We start from the raw sequence: 18462 nt of genomic DNA on the forward strand, positions 1-18462 counted from the left end.
TATATCGAGATGATGCCAAAACCGGATAGCCGAACAGCGGTAGGCAATTTGGCTATCGCGTTTGAGCATTATAACGAGCACCACCCGCACAGCGCCTTGGGATACCGTTCACCACGGGAATTTCTGCGCAGTCGGGTATCACAACCCTAAGCGGGAAAAAGTGTCTGGACCTATGGGGTCAAATCCACACAATATGTTCCTTTATGTAGCAAAATTCACACTTTCCCAGTGCAATTAACCAAACAGGGGAATGAGCAGCTGCCCATTCCCCTGTTTGCGCGTGTTATCTCACATTTAATAGCTGTTTTAAATCAGCAAATCGTTAACCTTAACTATTAATAAGTTTGCTAAAAAGTAAAGATTCAAAGCGGTCTCGGCGATTTTTACCTCATCCCCCCATGACAACTGGCAAAAGATTGTGCTAGCTTGGCTGCACAAACGTACACACAGGGATGTAAAGATGCTGAAAGTTAACGAGTATTTCGACGGAAATGTAAAATCCATCGGTTTCGAACAAAAAGGCGAGAAATCGACCGTCGGGGTGATGAACAGCGGTGACTACCTGTTCAACACCGCCGCCCCCGAGCGGATGACGGTGATCAAGGGCGCCCTCACCATCCAGCTGGCCGATGAAGATGAGTGGCACACCTACAATCAGGGAGAATCCTTCTTGGTCGCGGGTCACTCCTCCTTCAAGCTGGCAGTGAAAACCCCCACCGCCTATCTGTGCGAATTTCTCGACTGATCCGGCCGGTTGAAGGGGGGCTGCCCCTTCAACCTTCTTGGGCAACCGCCTGCCCTTTATCTGTGTCCATGTCACAGCACCGCACATCCCCGCTTTCCATCCACGGCAAAAATCCTAGAATAAACAGACATAAACCCTCACCGGATTGATGTCATGATCAGCGTGTTTGACCTGTTTTCCATCGGGATTGGCCCCTCCTCTTCCCATACCGTTGGCCCCATGCGTGCCTCCTATGCCTTTGTCCAGCAGCTCAAGCTGCAAGGCCATCTGCCGCACGTCATGCGGGTCGAAGTGGAGTGTTACGGTTCGCTCGGCCAGACCGGCAAAGGGCACGGCACCGGCAAGGCGATCATGCTGGGACTGTCTGGCTTTGAACCCGAATCGGTCGATATCGATGCCATTCCGGATCTGCTGGCCCAGATAGATAAGGCGCAGAGCCTGCTGCTGGCGGGCGAACAGCCGAGCCACTTCCCCCGCAGCGGCGCCATCATTTTCAATCGCCGCAAGACCCTGCCCGCCCACACCAACGGCATGACCCTGCGCGCCTTTGCCGCCGACAACGCCCTGCTGTTTAGCCAGACTTACTACTCCATCGGCGGGGGCTTCATCATCGAAGAGAGCCACTTCGCCACCGCCAAGGAGGAAGCCGCCAAATCGGATGCCGAACATCCGGTCCCCTACCCGTTCGACAGCGGCGCCCAGCTGCTGGCCCACTGTCAGGAGAGCGGCCTCTCCATCTCGGGGCTGATCCTCGCCAACGAGCGGGTCTTTCGCAGCGATGAGCAGATAAAAGCGGGACTGCGCAAGATCTGGCTGGCGATGCAGGGCTGCGTCGAGCGGGGCTGCAAGAGCGAAGGGGTGCTGCCGGGCGGCCTCAAGGTGCGGCGCCGCGCCCCGGGGTTGTTTCGCCAACTCAGCTGCGAGACCAACTTCAACAAGGATCCCCTGATGGTGATGGAGTGGGTCGACCTGTTTGCGCTGGCCGTCAACGAAGAGAACGCCGCCGGTGGCCGGGTGGTAACCGCCCCCACCAATGGCGCCGCGGGCATCATCCCCGCCGTGCTGCACTACTACGATCGCTTCGTCCACAAGGTGGATGACGAGACGCTGGTGCGCTACTTCCTCACCGCCGCCGCCATCGGCATCTTATATAAGAAGAACGCCTCCCTCTCCGGGGCCGAAGTAGGCTGTCAGGGGGAAGTGGGTGTCGCCTGCTCCATGGCCGCCGGGGCGCTGACCGAACTGCTGGGTGGCAGCCCCGCCATGGTGGAGAACGCCGCCGAGATCGGCATGGAGCACAATCTCGGCCTCACCTGCGATCCCATCGGCGGGCTGGTGCAGGTGCCCTGCATCGAGCGTAACGCCATGGGGGCGGTCAAGGCGATCAATGCCGCCCGCCTCGCCCTGCGCGGCACCGGCGAGCACAAGGTGTCACTGGACAAGGTGATCAAGACCATGTGGGAGACCGGCAACGACATGAAGACCAAATACAAGGAGACGGCCCGTGGCGGCCTCGCCGTTAACATTACCGAATGTTAAAAAACGGAAAATGACTCCATTTGGTTCCGAAATACCCGGCATCGCCGGGTATTTTTATGGGCAAACGCTTAACAAAATGGATAAGCACAAAAATAAATTTTATACTCGCGCCTCAGATTCAACAAAAATAGATCTATTTCAACTTTTTTTAGGTCTGGAGCCGTTACACTACGGTTATCTGGTTCTGTGACCTGCGCTGACAAGCGCGTCCCATGGATCTCCCAAATTTCTGTGAGTGGGCATGCCGCCCCCTTCTACCCTGAGGTAATAGTGACATGATCAGCGTTTTTGATATCTTCAAAATCGGTGTAGGCCCCTCTTCTTCCCACACTGTTGGCCCGATGAAAGCGGCCAAACAGTTTGTTGACGAGCTGCGCGCGGGCGGCAAGATCCGCGATGTAACCCGGATCAATGTCGATGTCTACGGCTCCCTCTCCTGGACTGGCAAAGGCCACCATACCGACACCGCCATCATCATGGGCCTGGCCGGCAACCTGCCGGAAAATGTCGATATCGATGCGATCCCCGAATTTATCTCCCGTGTTGAACAGACCGAGCGCCTGCCGATCGGCCTGCACTGCCACACCGTGAGCTTCCCGCGCGATGCCATGGTATTCCATGACGAAGCCCTGCCGCTGCACGAAAACGGCATGAAGCTGAGCGCCCTGATCGAAGACGAAGTGGTTTACAGCAAGACCTACTACTCCATCGGTGGTGGCTTCATCGTTGACGAAGAGAACTTCGGCAAGGCTGACAGCGGCGACATGTCCGTGCGCTATCCGTTCAAGAGCGCGGCTGAACTGGTTGCTCACTGCAGCCAGACCGGTCTCTCCATCTCCGCCCTGATGCTGGAGAACGAGAAGTGCTTCAACACCCCGGAAGAGATCTACAAGAAGTTCGGCAAGATCTGGAACACCATGCGCGAAGGTATCGAGCGCGGCTGCCGCACTGAAGGTGTCTTGGCCGGCCCGCTGCGCGTACCCCGTCGTGCCGCTCCGCTCTACCGCCAGCTCAACACCAACGAGAACCTCTCCAACGACCCGATGAACATCGTTGACTGGGTCAACATGTTCGCGCTGGCAGTCAGTGAAGAGAACGCGGCCGGTGGCCGCGTGGTCACTGCACCGACCAACGGCGCCGCCGGTATCATCCCGGCCGTACTGGCCTACTACGACAAGTTCATCCAACCGGTTGGCCGCGACGAGTACACCCGTTTCTATCTGGCTGCCGGTGCCGTCGGCATCCTCTACAAGATGAACGCCTCCATCTCCGGCGCCGAAGTGGGCTGTCAGGGTGAAGTGGGTGTCTCCTGCTCCATGGCCGCTGCCGGTCTGACCGAGCTGATGGGCGGTAGCCCGGAGCACGTCTGTGAAGCCGCCGAAATCGGCATGGAACACAACCTGGGTCTGACCTGTGATCCGGTTGCCGGTCAGGTACAGGTGCCTTGCATCGAGCGTAACGCTATCGCAGCCATGAAGGCGGTCAACGCCTCCCGTATGGCCCTGCGTCGTACCTCCCAGCCGCGCGTCTCCCTGGACAAGGTGATCGAGACCATGTACATCACCGGCAAGGACATGGACTCCAAGTACCGTGAAACCTCCCGTGGTGGCTTGGCCATCAAGGTGATGCAGGTCGCTTGCGAATAGGGTTGTTACCCTCATCTGAAAAAAGGCGGGATATCCCGCCTTTTTTATTTCCCGAAAGGGATGCCCGGGCACCTTATACCGGCCATTTCAAGGCACGGCATCGCTGACACGCCTCTGATACGCCACCGCAATGCGGATTGCCTTGCCTGAATGCCTCTCTGATGGCATGCCTTGATTACAGCATTCCACTGCATTGAAAGCGGCGTTCTGCCCCCTTCAAAAAACCGTTACCCGCACTTTTCCCCCAGCCACAGTTTGCCAACTGACCCATATCGGGATGACCCCGCAACCCCATATCCGCCCCTTTGGCATCCCCTTATTTGGCAACACGTGGTTACCGCTCACACTCGCGGATTATCCTCCGGCGCCCACGGCGCTGATTGCCTGTTATGTGGCGGATGCAGATTGCTCTTCTTAATAAGGGCAAACAATCCAGAGCACAAACAGGAGGTTAGCTTATCGTTTCGGCCACTGAACCTCGCGAAAACCGAGTTCGGCGCAGTTATCATTGCCCCTTTTTGCGCCCCATTTTATGGACAACTCACCGCGCCGTAGAGGTCAAAAAGAGATGCCAAGGAAGGGGCTGAAAATAATCGATGAATGAGCCAGTAGCCGTTGAAATGGAGGATATGAGTACGCGCCGCTCGCTATTTTTGTGAGCGCCAGCAAAGGTTGACGATATGGTGTTGAGGGTAGATTGACTTTCTATTTAAACAGCGAAAAGTGAATATCACCAAAGGTGATGGTTTAATTTGGCCAGATCCGGTCACTGGATTATCGCAAGCCACCTCGCCGGGCCAAGAATGCGCCATGCAGAGTCACAAAGAATTAGCCCCGCTCGGCAGAACACACCACGGGGCTGGATATTCAGGATGGTTTTTTCAGGCTGGCCTTGTGCTGCTCCAGCAAATTCTCGGGGGGCGGCGGCACCTGCAGGTAGAACCCCTGACTGGTCAGCGCGGCCATCACCTTACCGACATCAGCCAGCCCCAAAGGCTTGGCCGGGTCCAGCTTGGTCATCAGCACCAGCTCGGGACGCCCGAATGCGCTCAGCAATGGCTCGGGAACACGGGAGAAATCCTCTCTTTTTTCAACAAAAAGGTAGGTCTCGGCTTTTTTGCGACTTTTATAGACTGCACACAACATGGAAATTGATATAATCCGACGAGTTTATTGCCTCTGATGGGGGCAAACTATAACATCAGGAATTGAATAACAATAACGGATTAGCATCTCTGCCTCGGGGAAGATTCATGGTTGAGCGCGATAACGAATTGAAAGGGACCACCTTCACTATTTCTGTGTTGCATATCAGCGATGGCGAGCCTGAGCGGATACGTCAGTTGTTGGCCGAAAAAGTGGCCCAGGCACCCTACTTTTTTAATTGTGCGCCGCTGGTGATCAATGTTTCCCGACTGGAACATATTCCCGATTTCGAACAGCTCAAGGAGCTGGTGGAGTCCGAAGAATTTGTGCTGGTCGGCATCACGGGTGCGCGCAGCGAAGAGATGAAAACAGCCGCCAAGGCGGTGGGACTGGCCGTGATGGCCTCGGGCAAGAGTCGCAAGAGCGAACCGGAACCCGAGCCTGCCCCCGCGCCAGCCGCTCCTGTGGTAGTTCCCGAGCCCGAACCCGCCCCCTTGATCCCGAGCAAGGTACATGTGGGACCGGTTCGTTCCGGCCAGCAGATTTATGCCGCCGGCACCTCGCTGGTGGTGCTGGGGTCCGTCAGTCCGGGAGCCGAAGTGCTTGCCGACGACAGCATTCATATTTATGGCACCCTGCGTGGCAGAGCCATTGCCGGTGCCCGGGGAAACACCCAGGCCCGGATCTATTGCCAGCAATTACAGGCCGAGCTGCTCTCCATCGCGGGCACATTCCAGCTGAGCGATGCATTGCCGGCAGGCCTGATCCAGCAACCGGTACACGTCCGGCTGGACAATGAACAACTCCGAATAGACCGTATCAAATAGAGTTACAAGGAAGCGAGAATGGCGCGAATCATAGTCGTTACATCGGGTAAAGGTGGCGTTGGCAAGACCACAACCAGTGCGGCCCTGAGCACCGGCTTAGCCCAGCGTGGTCACAAGACAGTGGTCATTGACTTTGACATCGGTCTGAGAAACCTGGATCTCATCATGGGCTGCGAGCGGCGCGTGGTGTATGACTTCGTCAACGTCATCAATGGGGAAGCAAACCTCAATCAGGCGCTGATCAAGGACAAACGCTCTGAAAATCTGTTTATCCTGCCAGCCTCCCAGACCCGGGACAAAGATGCCCTCACCCGTGAGGGGGTCGAGAAGATCCTGGATCAACTGGCGGAGATGAAGTTCGATTACATCGTCTGCGACTCCCCGGCAGGGATCGAGGCGGGCGCACTGATGGCGCTCTATTTTGCCGACGAAGCGATCGTCACCACCAACCCGGAAGTCTCTTCCGTGCGTGACTCCGACCGCATCCTTGGCATCCTGGCCTCCAAGTCCCGCCGCGCCGAGCGTGGCGAAGACCCCATCAAGGAGCACCTGCTGCTGACCCGCTACTGCCCGACCCGCGTCAACCGCGGCGACATGCTGAGCGTGCAGGATGTGCAGGAGATCCTGGCCATCCCGCTACTCGGGGTGATCCCGGAGTCCCAGGCGGTGCTGCGCGCCTCCAACTCCGGCGAACCGGTTATTCTGGACAAGGAGTCCGATGCCGGTCAGGCCTACGAAGATGCGGTGTCCCGCCTGCTGGGCGATGCCAAGGAATTTCGTTTTCTGGAAGAAGAGAAGAAGGGCTTCTTTAGCCGACTGTTCGGGAGTTAAACATGTCATTATTGGATTATTTTCGTTCCAACAAGAAACAGAACACCGCACAACTGGCCAAAGAGCGGTTGCAGATCATTGTTGCTCACGAGCGTTCATCCAGAGGGGGGCCGGATTACCTGCCCCAGCTCAAGCAGGATATCCTCGATGTGATCCGCAAATACGTCAACATTGATCCGGAGAAGATAACCGTCCAACTGGATCAGAAGAGTGATGAGCTGTCGGTACTGGAGCTCAACATCACCTTCGCCGATGACAAGAAGGGATGAGCTGACGCCCTATGCGTGACCCCTTCCCCCAATGAAGACCGGATCCTGTCACTGGATCCGGTTTTTTATTGGCACAAAAACAGGCCACAGCGGCTCGCCTCATCTCGCCAAGGGGTCTGCCGACCGCTAGAATAGCGCCGCCCCGCAAGCAGTGATCTGCGCGGCACCTTTTTCTCTTTTCTGGAACAGACCGCTTATGTCTATGAATGACGAAATGCACAGCGTCGAGGAACTGCTCGATACCGCCCTCGAACTCTTTATGGAGCTGGCCTCTGACAACCTGCCGGAGCAGGAGATCGCCCGCTTCAATCAGGAGTTCAACGACCGCGGCCTGCTGGCCGAAACCGACCCAGCCGATGACTGGGAAGCGGACGTGGGTTTTGCGGTGAGCGACACCGACTATGCCGAGATCTGGGTAGGCCTTGGCAACGAAGAACAAGAGTATGAGCATCTGTTTGCCCGCATGCTGCTCTCCCGCCGTGTTGACGAGAAGTTCTGCCACATCGAATGGCTGCCCCAATAATTCCGGATCCCGATGATCCGAGCCAGTATGCCTGGGAGTCAGACCCCCTGCAGATGGTACCGGCAAGTCCTGCGCCCTCTCTGGGGCGCAAGGTGCTGAAGTGGGCAGGCAAGATCGCGCTGGCCGGGCTGCTCTGCTCGGTCGGCTCGGTCGCCTTGCTGCGTTTTATCGATCCGCCGATGTGGAGCTGGCGTATCGAGCGGGCCCTGTTTCCGCCCGCCAAGATCACCCAGGTGCGCCATGAGTGGGTAGATCTGGAGTCCATCTCCAAAGAGCTGCAACTGGCGGTGATCGCCGCCGAGGATCAGCGCTTTGCCGATCACAACGGCTTTGACATGGATGCCATCAACGCCGCACTCAAGCACAACCAGCACAGCGAACGGGTGCGCGGCGCCAGCACCCTCAGCCAGCAGACCGCCAAGAACCTCTTTATGTGGAGTGATCGCAGCTTCCTGCGCAAAGGGCTGGAGGCCTGGTTTACCCTGCTGATGGAGCTGGGTTGGGACAAGGCCCGCATTCTCGAGGTCTATCTCAATATCGTGGAGTTCGGCCCCGGCATCTATGGCGCCGAAGCCGCGGCCCGCACCTATTTTGGCAAACCGGCCAGCCGCTTGACCCGCTACGAGTCATCCCTGCTGGCCGCCGCCCTGCCCAATCCGTGGCGTTATCGGGTCAAGCCCCCTTCACCCTATGTGCAGAAGCGCTCGGTCTGGATCCGCCGCCAAATGGGGCAACTGGGCCAGATCACCCTCAATCGGGTGCATCAGGCCAACTGATCCTCAGGGCTCATCGGGTTTCTCCGGTGGGCCCAGATGGCCGCCAACCGTCTCGCGGTGGAGCGGCAGATAGTGCCACCACCAGGCCTCCCGCCGTCGCTTGATCTGTTGCCGCCGTCCCCGCTGCTTCATCCCCTCACTCCATGCCAGATGATCCGCGCCTTAACCATACTCCCCCAATGGCAACTTGGACAGGTCAGGCACGCCCGGCGCACTGGTCTGGCCGCCACTGCCAATAATTGTTACAGTAGCGAACCTCGATGTATCTGGAGTGATTTCATGGAACAGCGTACCCCGGATCAGCTGGTCGAATGGGCCTATGATCAGTTTCTTGAGCAGGCCGCCGATATGCTGGCCCCCGAACAAATAGTCGACATCACCCTGGAGTTTGAGCAGCGTGGTGCCGTGGAGGCAACCCTGCCCAATGCCGACTGGTCGACCGAGCTGGGTGAGCCGGTCGATATGGAGCGCTGGGTCGAAGTGTGGGTCGGTTTGCTGGATCATCAGGATGAGTTTGAGGTGATCTTCGCCACCTTCCTGCTGCCCCGTCTGCTGACTGAAGATCAGGTGCATGTGCGCTGGCATCGCCAGCAGCAGGCATAAAAAAGGCGCCATCGGCGCCTTTCTTGTTTCTCTATTCTCTTTTATTTCTGTTCTCTGCTAATCCTGCGCCGCGATGGCTTTGGCCAGACAGCGGCGGCACCAGCAGGCGCTGGCCTCCTGCATCGGCAGTACCGGCAACTGGCTGCACCAGCACTGGGCAATGGTCTGACCGGCAGAGACGGCGCAATAGGCCGGTTCGCCACAACCCGGGCAACGGTGGGTGCTTTTCGAGCCATTCAGCTCGGCCATCACCGCCAGCTGGGCCTTGCTCTCCATCGCCGACCAGTGGCCGATCTCGGTCAGGGTGCGGCCACAACCAAGGCAAAGCCCATCCTTCGCCTTGCAGAGACCAACACAGGGGCTCGGCATCTTATTCGCTATCCTGCGCCTGTTCGCCTGCTTGTGCCTGCGCGGCACCGGCGTCGGTCAGGGTAATGGCGTTATCTTCGATGACGATCTTGCCCTGCTTGTAGAGGCCACCGATCGCCTTCTTGAAGGTGCCCTTGCTCATACTGAACAGCTTGTAGATGAGCTCGGGTTCGCTCTTGTCACCCACCGCCAGGCTGCCGCCCTGCTTCCTCATCCGGCTCAGAATGCGCTCACCGGCGTCATCGACCCGCGCCAGACCCGGCTTTTGCAGGGTCAGATCCAGCTTGCCATCTTCGCGCACCTGCTTGACCCAGGCGGTTTGCGGCCGACCGGTCATCACCCGGCCAAACACTTCGTTCTTGAACAGCATGCCGGGATACTGGCCGTTGACGATCACCTTGATGCCCAGGGGCGAGTGTTCACCCGGCAGCGCTGTCACTTCGTCACCGACCTTGAAGTTGCTGCCGGCCGGGGTCAGGAAACGCTCGATGCGGCTGGTGCCGACCATGCGCCCTTCGTTATCCAGTTGCAGACGTACCAGATAGACGTGGCCCACCTGCATCGGCTTGTTCTGCTCGCGGCTGGGCACGAACAAGTCTTTTTTCATGCCCCAATCGAGGAAGGCACCAATCTTGTTGGCATTGACCACTTTCAGACCGGCAAATTCGTCCACCATGGCAAATGGCTTGTCGGTGGTGATCACCGGCTCGCAATCGGCATCCAGATAGAGGAAGACCTGCACGCTATCCCCCTCTTTCACCCCTTCCGGCAGTTGACGCTTGGGCAGCAGCAGTTCACCGTATTCATCGGCCGCAAGCCAGGCGCCACGGTCTTCGAGTTCAACGACGGTGAGGGTGTTCATCTTGCCAATCTGTATCATGGTGCTCTCTTTTTTCATTACCCGGATGGGCCAACTGATCCATGGCCCCTATGGGCGCGCATGTTACCTCAAGAGCGGTGATCTGGCCTAGTCCCCAAGCCACCAAGGGCCGCCCTTTCGCCGCTATCTTACCCGCCAATGGTGATTAAATCGCCAAACAGGCGGCCATTTACTGCAAATAACCCCACTTTTAGGTAGACTTCGCGGCTGTTCAAATCCAGAGGAACTGTCGATGAACCCATCCACTCGTACCCGCCTGCTCAATCAATGGATCCAGAGCCACAGCCAGCAAGACATGACCTACCCGGCCCTGCACGGTTTTCTCTGTGCCCGTCTGGTGGGGCCAGAGACCCCTGACTGGCAACGCCCGCTGACTGGTTTGCTGGAACAGGATGCCGAGCTGGATGATAAGAGTGCAGAAGCCCTCAACCACTTGATCGCCGAGCTGGAAGCCCAGGCCGACGACGCTCAGCTGGCCCTGCCTAGCCAATGCCGCCTGCCCAACGATAACCCGGAGCAGGTGTTCGAGCAGAGCCATCCCCTCGGTCAGTGGTGCTACGGTTTCAGCCAGGGCTTTGCCACCTGGCCCAAGCCTAAGGATTTGAACGACCCGACCACCCAGTACCGCTTCAGTCTGGCCGCCGAGCTGAGCCTGTTTCGCGACAAGCAGATGGCCCAGATGCTCTATAGCGCCGCCGCCAGCGAACTCCCCTTTGTCGAGTTCTGCAAACGCCAGCGCCAGAACATGAAGACCGCCCTCAACCAGTTGCTCAACCTCGACCAGTATCAGGCCGCCCCCAGCGCCGATGTGGCTATCAATGGCGAGCAGGCCCAACAGTGGCAGAGCTGGTTCGAACGGGCCGACAGCTGCCGCGATCATCAGGCCCGCCTCGGCTGGTTCGAGAAGATCATCGCCGATGCCACCCCGCTCTTTGACGACGCCTTCTGGCAGCAAATCGCTGGCCACGGCTGGAGTGCTCCCGAGCTGCGCCCCCTGCTGGCCGCCAGAGCCGGTCGCGCCGACTGCCTGCTGCGCCTTGGCAAGCTGGCTGAAGCCAAAGCGGAGTATCTGGATCTGCTGACGATCTGCGTGGCCGACGAACCGGGTTGCCGCTACAACCTCTCCACCCTCTATGCACTGCAAGGGGATTGGCAGGCGCTGGCCGCCCTGCTGGTGCGCTTCGACGAAGCCTCCAGCTGGTTGCTCTACAACAAGGCGCTGATGGTCTTTGCCACCGAGGGTGCCGAGGCAGCCAAGCCCCATCTGCTGGTCGCCATCGAGGCCAACCCGCACATTCCGGCCTGCCTGCTGGGCCAGCGCAAGCTGCCCAAACAGGAGCCGCAAAGCTGGCAAGCGGGCAGCCGCGACGAGGCCGCGCTCTACGCCCTGCACACCCGCGAGGCCTGGCTCAAGCAGAACGCCCTCATCTGGTTGCGTAAAGGCTGAACAGCGATGGCTTAAAATCCCGTCGGTCAGACCCGGTTTTTCCTTGATGGCGTGCGCCACCGCACATTTCATCGCAACCGGGTCAGACAAATCAGCTTGAGTTTCGTATCATCAATGTCAAAGTATCAAAAGAAACTGCATCTGATGCAGCCGTCACAGCAGGGTGTAATATGTCAAAAATCATAGCGTTACTCGCTCACTACCCGCCCTATCAGTTGGTACATGCCGCCGAGATGCTACGGGATACCTTCGAACAGTTTTATGAACAGCGTTACCAACTGACCGTGCCACAATGGCGCCTGATGATGGTGCTCGGCCCCAACTACCCCATCAGCCAGAAAGAGCTGGTCGAAGCGAGCGGCATGGACAAGGTGCGCATCTCCCGCGAGATCCGCCGCCTGGTCGAAAAAGGGATCATCTTCACCGAGAGCAGCGAGCAGGACAAACGCATCAGCCTGGTCTCCCTCACCAACGCCGGTCTCGCCCTCTTCCTCCAGCTCAAGAGCGAAGCGGGCAGCTGGCAACATACCCTGACCGACTATCTGCCGAGCGAATCCCGCGAGGCGATCCGCCAGCATCTGCACAGCGTCAGTGCCGCCATCGAGCAGTTGCAATCGCTGGATCGGGAGAAGTGATCATGGATTTGAAAAAGTTCGCCACCATGGACATCAACATGCTGCTGAGCGTCGTCAATATGCAGCTGCGTGATCGCTATGACGATCTGGATGATCTCTGCAAGGCGCAGGAGATCGATCAGGAAGCACTGAAGGCGCGGCTCGCCAGCGGCGATTTTCACTACCAGCCAGCGCAGAAACAGTTCAGATAAAGACAGCTAGCGGGATCGGGATCACAGCGCCAGTGATGGCGCTGGCTCTGCGGTAAAAACCTGATATGGTCTGAACAGCCCCAACAGGGTGATGCACGGATACATCACCCTGTCACAAGAGGGCATTAACATCGTTTCAGGTGAGCAAACCAAGGATGACCCCATGATATTGATGACCCGACAGAGCCTGTTGATCACGCTCTGCACCCTGTTGATGATCAGCCTCTTCACGCCCCAATTGCCGCAAAGTACCGAACAGTGGCTGACTACCCTGCTGCTGGGTCTGCTGGTCGCGGTGGCGCTGCTGCTGGTGCGCGGTTGTCGCCGTTTTATGATGGAGTAGTGACTCCGCGAGAGCTTTTAGATGGCTCGCTTGCAACAATACCGCCGAACCAAATAACAAACGCAGCCTGATGGCTGCGTTGTGGTATCTGGCGGGGCAACCTCTTGAAGAGAAAACCCTGACTGGGTAGAGAGCCCTTAGATAGCCAGGGTTTCCAGCTGCGCCTTGGCCGCTTCCATCCCCTTGCTCTGGACATCCGGGCCCATCCCCATCCCTTCGGCGTAGATGAAATCCACCTCTTTGATACCGATAAAACCGAGCACGGTGCGCATGTAGGGGGTCACCAGATCGGTGGCGCTGCCGACGTGCATGCCGCCGCGGGGGCTGATCACCAGCGCGCGAGTATTCTCAACCATGCCGACCGGGCCGGTCTCGGTGTATCGGAAAGTGACACCGGCGCGAGCCACCAGATCGATCCAGTTTTTCAGCTGGGTCGGGATGTTGAAGTTGTACATCGGGGCCGCAATCACCACCAGATCGCTCGCTTTAAGCTCGGCGATCAACTCGTCGGACTGGGCGATCACCGCCAGTTGACGCTCGCTCAGGTTATCACCACCGCGCAGGCCGGAGGCCAGCTCGCCATCCAGCACCGGCAGGTTGAGGGCCGCCAGATCACGCACGGTGACGGCATCATCCTGATGGTCAGCCAGGAAGCCGTCGATTAGGGCGTTGGATTGGGAATATTGACCCAGGATGCTGGATTTGAGTACGAGGATATTGGCCATGGTGAAACTCCATTTGGTTGTCGGTTGAACAGCGTTGCTGTCGATGGAGGTCACTCTAAACATTGCGCTTCTTTGCTGATAGCGAAAATAGATGCTCAACTTGTTCAAATTTTTTGATGCAAGGCCACTTCCTCGCCAGCCAGCCCTGCGGCCGCGCTTCAACCCTTGGCAGAACAAACGATTGCCGTTATGATCCGCCGCACTTTTTTCCAGCGACCCGGATCCCATGATACCCTCGCGCAGGCACTCTCCTCTGGCCGGTGCAGTCTGGATGATGGTGGCAGGACTCTGCTTCGCCGCCGTCAACAGCCTGAGCCAGTATGTCAGCTTCAAACTCGGCCTTGCCTCTACCCAGGTCGCCTTCCATCAATACCTGATCGCCCTGATCTGCCTGCTGCCCTGGCTGATTCGCCACGGCCTGCGTCAATCTCTGATGACCAATCAGTTCCGGCTGCACCTGTTGCGGGTATTGCTGGCGGTAGTCGGCATCCAGCTCTGGCTGTGGGCACTGGCGTTCCCCGTCCCCATCTGGCAGGGGATCGCCCTGCTGATGACCTCACCGCTGTTTGCCACCCTGGGCTCTGCCCTGCTGCTCAAGGAGCAGGTGAGCCGCGCCCGCATTCTGGCCACCCTGGCGGGCTTTGCTGGCGCCATGGTGATCCTTGCCCCCTGGACTGACGAATTCAACTGGGCCTCCCTGCTGCCGGTGGCGGCAGCGCTGTTCTGGGCCGGCTACTCCCTGATGGTGCGCTATCAGGCGGCCAACGAATCATCCCACACCATAGTGGTCTACCTGCTGATCTTCAGTACCCCGTTCAACGTCATGCTGGCACTGCCGGAATGGCAGTGGCCGAGTGAGAGTCAATGGCTGCTTGTGGCCGCCTCGGGAGTGCTGACGGCGCTGGCCCAGATGTCCATCGCTCGCGCCTACAGCGTGGCGGAGGCCTCCTTCGTACAGCCTTTCGATTTTGCCAAGCTGCCGATGAACGTGCTGGCGGGCTGGCTGGTCTTTGGCTGGGCGCCCCCCGGCCGTCTGTGGCTTGGCGCCGCCATCATCATTGGCGCCATTACCTTGCTGACCCATCTGGAGCAGCGCGCTCACAAACCCGTTTCCTGAGGTACGCCATGCGTGCCTCTTTTTTTGTCCGCTATTCCCGCAATCACGTGTGCAATAGCGGCCATCAACAGTGACCATCGACATCAGGAGAGATCGTATGTTTGGAACCGCAACCCGCCCCGGCGCCACCCGTGCCCTGCTGCTGGGCTCCGGCGAACTTGGCAAGGAGGTCGCCATCGAGTTGCAACGGTTCGGGATCGAAGTGATCGCCGCCGACCGCTACCCCAATGCCCCCGCCATGCAGGTGGCCCACGCTGCCCACGTGCTGGACATGCTCGATGGCAATGCCCTGCGTGCCCTGGTTGCCGAGGTCAAACCCGACCTCATCATCCCCGAGATTGAAGCGATCGCCACCAATACCCTGGCCGCTCTCGAGCAAGAAGGGGTCAAGGTGGTACCCAACGCCCGCGCCACCCAGCTCACCATGAACCGGGAAGGGATCCGCCGCCTCGCCGCCGAGACCCTGGGTCTGCCCACCTCTCCCTACCGCTTTGCCCAGAGCAAGGAGGAGTTTGTCGCCGCCGTCGAGGCTATCGGCCTGCCCTGCGTGGTGAAACCGGTGATGAGCTCATCCGGCAAGGGGCAGAGTGTCTTGCGCGATATCGCCAAGCAGGATGACAGCTGGACCTACGCCCAGGAGGGTGGCCGTGCCGGTCGTGGCAAGGTGATCGTCGAAGGCTTCGTCCCCTTCGAATACGAGATCACCCTGCTCACGGTACGCGCCGTCGATGGCATTCACTTCTGCGAGCCGATCGGGCACCGGCAGGAAGATGGCGACTACCGCGAATCCTGGCAGCCGCAGGTGATGAGCGAGCTGGCGCTGGCCCGTTCCAAAGAGGTGGCGGCCAAGGTGGTCGAGGCCCTTGGCGGTTACGGCCTGTTCGGGGTCGAGCTCTTCATCAAGGGTGATGAGGTGTGGTTTAGCGAAGTCTCCCCCCGCCCCCACGACACCGGTATGGTGACCCTGATTTCTCAGGATCTCTCCGAGTTCGCCCTGCATGTTCGCGCCATTCTGGGGCTGCCGGTCGGCACCATCACCCAGTACGGGCCGAGCGCCTCTGCCGTGGTACTGCGCGAAGGGCACAGCCAGAATATCCGCTATCAGGGGATTGGTGAGGCATTGGCGCTGGTGCCAGGCGCCCAGCTGCGGCTGTTTGGCAAACCGGAGATCGCCGGTCGCCGCCGTCTTGGCGTGGCGCTGGCCCGCGCAGCGGATTGCCAGGATGCGGTGGAAAAAGCCAAAGCCGTGGCCGCCAAGGTCGAGGTGATGTTCTAAGGGCTTTTTTGCCACAGCAAAACAAACGTTTGCTGATGTGATCGGGCGCAAGGGGCATGGCAATGCCCCTTTTGCATTTCCCCGTCAGGCTTATAATCCCCTCTTCAAATTTGTCAGGAGTACAAGATGTTAGCTGCCGTGATCTTCGATATGGATGGTGTTCTGATCGACTCGGAACCCTTTTGGCAACGTGCCCAGATCGCCGTTTTCTCCGAACTGGGTCACCCCCACACGGTAGAGGATTGTGAATCGACCATCGGCGTGCGCATCGATCAGCTGGTCGCCCACTGGTATCGCCTGCGCCCGTGGAGCGGCCCGAGCCAGGAAGAGGTGGTGCAGCGCATTCTGGATCGGGTCAACGCCCTGATCCTCTCCGAAGGTCAGGCCAAGGCCGGTGTGCTGGAAGCACTCGACCTTATCGAAGCGCGCGGGTTGAAAGTGGGTCTGGCCACCTCCTCCCCGTTTGCCATGGCAGAGGCGGTGCTCGGCAAACTCGGCATTCGCGATCGCTTTATGGCGGTTCACTCCGCTGAAATAGAGCGTTTCGGCAAACCGCACCCGGATGTCTATATCCACGCCGCCGAGAAGCTGGGGGTGGAACCGGTGCACTGTCTGGCCATCGAGGACAGCTTCACCGGCCTGCTGGCAGCCAAGGCGGCCTCCATGACCGCGCTGATCGTGCCGGATCCTGCTTTAGTCGGCGACCCACGCCTTGCCATCGCCAACTACCAGCTCAGTTCGCTGGCCGAGCTCAATGCTGACACCCTGGCCAGCTGGGTCAACTAAGCCAGCGAGAGGCGCTGATCGTTCCATGTGCCCGGCGTTGGTCGGAGATCCGCGTCTGGCCATCGCCAACTATCAGCTCGGCTCACTGGCCGAACTCAATAGCGAGATGCTGGCCAGCTGGATCAAATAACGCCTCCCGGCGCCTCGTGGCACACACATTCTCATGCTCGCAGGGGGCATCCAGCCCCCTGTGATTGCCAAACAACCATTGGCAAGCCCCTCTTTTCACCGGTCATTCGCTACCAGATTCCCCCTCTCGCACACGACCCGCCCAATCAGTCGCCACCGGTCATCTCTCTGGCTTGATCTCTGTCATAAACGTGCGTTTGCTCGCGGTTAACCCCCTTCAGCCCGACTAGAATCAGGGTAGATAGGCGGCCCCAGGGCCCGAGGAGGTTATCATGATCGAGTACACCAGCAAGCGCATCGTCTGCCCCCACTGCGGCCACCACACCATGGTCGAGCTGGATGCCAGCCAGGGTGATCAGGAGTTCTACGAAGATTGCATGGCCTGTTGCAATCCGATCCACCTGCGGCTCCATCGCGACGAAGCCCGCGACTGTTTGCAGTTGTTTGTGGATGCGGACGACGAGCAGATGTTTTGAATCTATGTCCTGAACAATGGTCCTGAACAGTCGATGTCCGGAACACAGGCAACCCAACGGATAAAATGCCAGTCAGTCAAGTCTGGCTGGCATTGTTTTTATTAGCTTTTTAATCGCTTTGCTGCCAGCGCTACAGGTTGGTCCGAAGCGCCACCCACCGCTCTTGCCATATTCCCCCTGCCTTCTTGCTGCGCAGGTCAAGCCCCTGTCGGTTGCCAGCTGCGTTTCTCATCCTCCTCACTGGTTGCTCGGGAGAACTGTCCATACAACTTGACCAAAAACGGAGAGTGCCGAAAGGTATCGTCAGGCCCATCAACGCAGCCTGCCAACAAGCTGACCATGGCAAACATGATGAAGAGTATTTTGGAAACATATTCTTATTGCAGATAACAACTTGCAAATAACAACCAAAACCAAATCTCAAATTAGTCACTCGTTGTCAATCTGACTATGGCGCGTTAACATTCCAAATCCCCTGTATGGCAGTCAGAGAGAAAGATGATGAGTGAAGAAAACAGCACTCCTGCGCTGAATCGAGGCCCTGTTGATCACGATGTACGGGATCAGATTGTGGTTGCAGCCACCGAGCATTTCCGCCTCTATGGCTATGGCAAGACCACAGTGTCTGATTTGGCAAAATCAATCGGATTTTCAAAGGCATATATTTACAAGTTCTTCGCGTCAAAACAGGCGATTGGCGAGAGTATTTGTGCAAACTGCCTCGATGAAATCCAGGAGGATGTTCGAAGAGCGATTGAACAGGTTGATCAGCCGCCCGAGAAGCTGCGCCGGATGTTTCAAGAGATCATCAAGGCAAGTTGTCGGTTGTTCTCCGCTGATCGAAATCTCTATGAAATAGCGGCTTCAGCCGCAGCAGAACGCTGGCAAGCCACCCTCGTCTATGAGCAGAACATCCAGACATTACTGCAAGATATCCTGCAGGAGGGGCGTAAAACCGGTGACTTTGAGCGAAAAACCCCGTTGGATGAAATAACTGCGGCAATTTATCTTGTTATGAGGCCCTATTTAAACCCCCTCATGCTGCAACACAACTTCGACTGCATTGACAAGGCACCGACCCAGTTGTCTAACCTGGTGCTGCGCAGCCTCGCACCATAATGGTGACCATTGACCAAATTGGTCACCTGAATTACATTGTCTCCTGAACCGTTCTTCATGGAGG

At 58.2% G+C, this 18462-nt stretch carries 24 protein-coding genes; 19 read left to right on the forward strand and 5 right to left on the reverse strand.

Annotated features, from left to right (window positions below):
* The 4 genes from OKC40_RS09755 to OKC40_RS09770 form a co-directional block, all read left to right on the forward strand.
* Positions 1–150: integrase core domain-containing protein (locus OKC40_RS09755; RefSeq protein ID WP_147292522.1), on the forward strand; the 150-nt coding region annotated here is incomplete at its 5' end.
* Positions 151–460: 310 nt separating this feature from the next.
* The gene (gene ppnP / locus OKC40_RS09760) at positions 461–745 is read left to right on the forward strand and encodes a pyrimidine/purine nucleoside phosphorylase (protein ID WP_075112183.1); all 285 of its coding nucleotides are present in this window, start codon (positions 461–463) and stop codon (positions 743–745) included.
* 153 nt (positions 746–898) lie between these two features.
* On the forward strand, positions 899–2284 hold the full coding sequence (locus OKC40_RS09765) for an L-serine ammonia-lyase (protein ID WP_270794992.1): 1386 nt from the start codon (positions 899–901) through the stop codon (positions 2282–2284).
* Between the two features lie 275 nt (positions 2285–2559).
* Positions 2560–3930 carry an L-serine ammonia-lyase gene (locus OKC40_RS09770; RefSeq protein WP_042062664.1) on the forward strand — a complete coding sequence of 457 codons (1371 nt, stop codon included), beginning with the start codon at positions 2560–2562 and terminating at the stop codon, positions 3928–3930.
* A gap of 867 nt (positions 3931–4797) precedes the next feature.
* On the opposite strand, the gene OKC40_RS09775 is transcribed toward OKC40_RS09770, so the two are convergent.
* Entirely contained in the window at positions 4798–5076 is a 279-nt protein-coding gene (locus tag OKC40_RS09775; RefSeq protein WP_042062665.1) for a YcgL domain-containing protein, read from the reverse strand.
* A 107-nt stretch (positions 5077–5183) separates the two neighbouring features.
* Here OKC40_RS09775 and minC point away from each other — a divergent pair, with 107 nt between their 5' ends.
* From minC to mtgA, 5 genes are all read left to right on the forward strand, one after another.
* Positions 5184–5903: a septum site-determining protein MinC gene (minC, locus tag OKC40_RS09780; protein WP_058056865.1), complete on the forward strand. Its 720-nt coding sequence runs from the start codon at positions 5184–5186 to the stop codon at positions 5901–5903.
* Between the two features lie 18 nt (positions 5904–5921).
* Entirely contained in the window at positions 5922–6734 is an 813-nt protein-coding gene (gene minD, locus OKC40_RS09785; RefSeq protein WP_005336847.1) for a septum site-determining protein MinD, read from the forward strand.
* Between the two features lie 2 nt (positions 6735–6736).
* The gene (gene minE, locus OKC40_RS09790) at positions 6737–7003 is read left to right on the forward strand and encodes a cell division topological specificity factor MinE (protein ID WP_005336848.1); all 267 of its coding nucleotides are present in this window, start codon (positions 6737–6739) and stop codon (positions 7001–7003) included.
* Between the two features lie 196 nt (positions 7004–7199).
* Positions 7200–7526 carry an HI1450 family dsDNA-mimic protein gene (locus OKC40_RS09795; protein ID WP_005352317.1) on the forward strand — a complete coding sequence of 109 codons (327 nt, stop codon included), beginning with the start codon at positions 7200–7202 and terminating at the stop codon, positions 7524–7526.
* Positions 7511–8302: a monofunctional biosynthetic peptidoglycan transglycosylase gene (gene mtgA, locus OKC40_RS09800; protein ID WP_270794994.1), complete on the forward strand. Its 792-nt coding sequence runs from the start codon at positions 7511–7513 to the stop codon at positions 8300–8302. The genes OKC40_RS09795 and mtgA overlap by 16 nt, the downstream gene beginning before the upstream one ends.
* A gap of 3 nt (positions 8303–8305) precedes the next feature.
* On the opposite strand, the gene OKC40_RS09805 is transcribed toward mtgA, so the two are convergent.
* Positions 8306–8434, reverse strand: coding sequence for a hypothetical protein (locus OKC40_RS09805; protein WP_019445852.1), 129 nt, complete (start codon positions 8432–8434; stop codon positions 8306–8308).
* Between the two features lie 147 nt (positions 8435–8581).
* Between OKC40_RS09805 and OKC40_RS09810 the strand changes: the two genes are divergently transcribed.
* Positions 8582–8905 carry an HI1450 family dsDNA-mimic protein gene (locus tag OKC40_RS09810; protein WP_005336851.1) on the forward strand — a complete coding sequence of 108 codons (324 nt, stop codon included), beginning with the start codon at positions 8582–8584 and terminating at the stop codon, positions 8903–8905.
* Positions 8906–8962: 57 nt separating this feature from the next.
* On the opposite strand, the gene OKC40_RS09815 is transcribed toward OKC40_RS09810, so the two are convergent.
* Positions 8963–9274: a DUF1289 domain-containing protein gene (locus tag OKC40_RS09815; RefSeq protein WP_033138081.1), complete on the reverse strand. Its 312-nt coding sequence runs from the start codon at positions 9272–9274 to the stop codon at positions 8963–8965.
* Position 9275: 1 nt separating this feature from the next.
* Complete coding sequence (locus tag OKC40_RS09820) at positions 9276–10154, reverse strand: CvfB family protein (RefSeq protein ID WP_231554908.1); 879 nt, start codon at positions 10152–10154, stop codon at positions 9276–9278.
* Positions 10155–10386: 232 nt separating this feature from the next.
* Between OKC40_RS09820 and OKC40_RS09825 the strand changes: the two genes are divergently transcribed.
* From OKC40_RS09825 to OKC40_RS09840, 4 genes are all read left to right on the forward strand, one after another.
* The gene (locus tag OKC40_RS09825; protein ID WP_270794995.1) at positions 10387–11601 is read left to right on the forward strand and encodes a YecA/YgfB family protein; all 1215 of its coding nucleotides are present in this window, start codon (positions 10387–10389) and stop codon (positions 11599–11601) included.
* Positions 11602–11771: 170 nt separating this feature from the next.
* Positions 11772–12236 carry a MarR family winged helix-turn-helix transcriptional regulator gene (locus OKC40_RS09830; RefSeq protein ID WP_005336856.1) on the forward strand — a complete coding sequence of 155 codons (465 nt, stop codon included), beginning with the start codon at positions 11772–11774 and terminating at the stop codon, positions 12234–12236.
* Between the two features lie 2 nt (positions 12237–12238).
* Entirely contained in the window at positions 12239–12427 is a 189-nt protein-coding gene (locus OKC40_RS09835) for a DUF4250 domain-containing protein (RefSeq protein WP_042657439.1), read from the forward strand.
* 163 nt (positions 12428–12590) lie between these two features.
* Positions 12591–12770: a hypothetical protein gene (locus OKC40_RS09840; protein WP_042062679.1), complete on the forward strand. Its 180-nt coding sequence runs from the start codon at positions 12591–12593 to the stop codon at positions 12768–12770.
* A gap of 137 nt (positions 12771–12907) precedes the next feature.
* Here the strand turns inward: OKC40_RS09840 and OKC40_RS09845 are convergent, their stop codons facing one another.
* Positions 12908–13495 carry an FMN-dependent NADH-azoreductase gene (locus OKC40_RS09845; RefSeq protein ID WP_182969059.1) on the reverse strand — a complete coding sequence of 196 codons (588 nt, stop codon included), beginning with the start codon at positions 13493–13495 and terminating at the stop codon, positions 12908–12910.
* 226 nt (positions 13496–13721) lie between these two features.
* On the opposite strand from OKC40_RS09845, the gene OKC40_RS09850 reads away from it, so the two are divergent.
* The 5 genes from OKC40_RS09850 (at position 13722) to OKC40_RS09870 (ending at position 18398) form a co-directional block, all read left to right on the forward strand.
* On the forward strand, positions 13722–14612 hold the full coding sequence (locus OKC40_RS09850; RefSeq protein ID WP_182969060.1) for a DMT family transporter: 891 nt from the start codon (positions 13722–13724) through the stop codon (positions 14610–14612).
* Between the two features lie 97 nt (positions 14613–14709).
* The gene (purT, locus tag OKC40_RS09855; protein ID WP_182969061.1) at positions 14710–15888 is read left to right on the forward strand and encodes a formate-dependent phosphoribosylglycinamide formyltransferase; all 1179 of its coding nucleotides are present in this window, start codon (positions 14710–14712) and stop codon (positions 15886–15888) included.
* A gap of 126 nt (positions 15889–16014) precedes the next feature.
* Positions 16015–16674: a hexitol phosphatase HxpB gene (gene hxpB, locus OKC40_RS09860; protein WP_182969062.1), complete on the forward strand. Its 660-nt coding sequence runs from the start codon at positions 16015–16017 to the stop codon at positions 16672–16674.
* 401 nt (positions 16675–17075) lie between these two features.
* Positions 17076–17279 (forward strand): CPXCG motif-containing cysteine-rich protein, encoded by a 204-nt coding sequence (locus tag OKC40_RS09865; protein WP_042059056.1) that lies wholly within the window; start codon positions 17076–17078, stop codon positions 17277–17279.
* A 498-nt stretch (positions 17280–17777) separates the two neighbouring features.
* Entirely contained in the window at positions 17778–18398 is a 621-nt protein-coding gene (locus tag OKC40_RS09870; RefSeq protein WP_197971595.1) for a TetR/AcrR family transcriptional regulator, read from the forward strand.
* The last annotated feature ends 64 nt before the right edge of the window (positions 18399–18462 follow it).

Origin of the sequence: Aeromonas sp. QDB11 (assembly GCF_027705265.1) — a bacterium.
Classification (GTDB): domain Bacteria; phylum Pseudomonadota; class Gammaproteobacteria; order Enterobacterales; family Aeromonadaceae; genus Aeromonas; species Aeromonas allosaccharophila.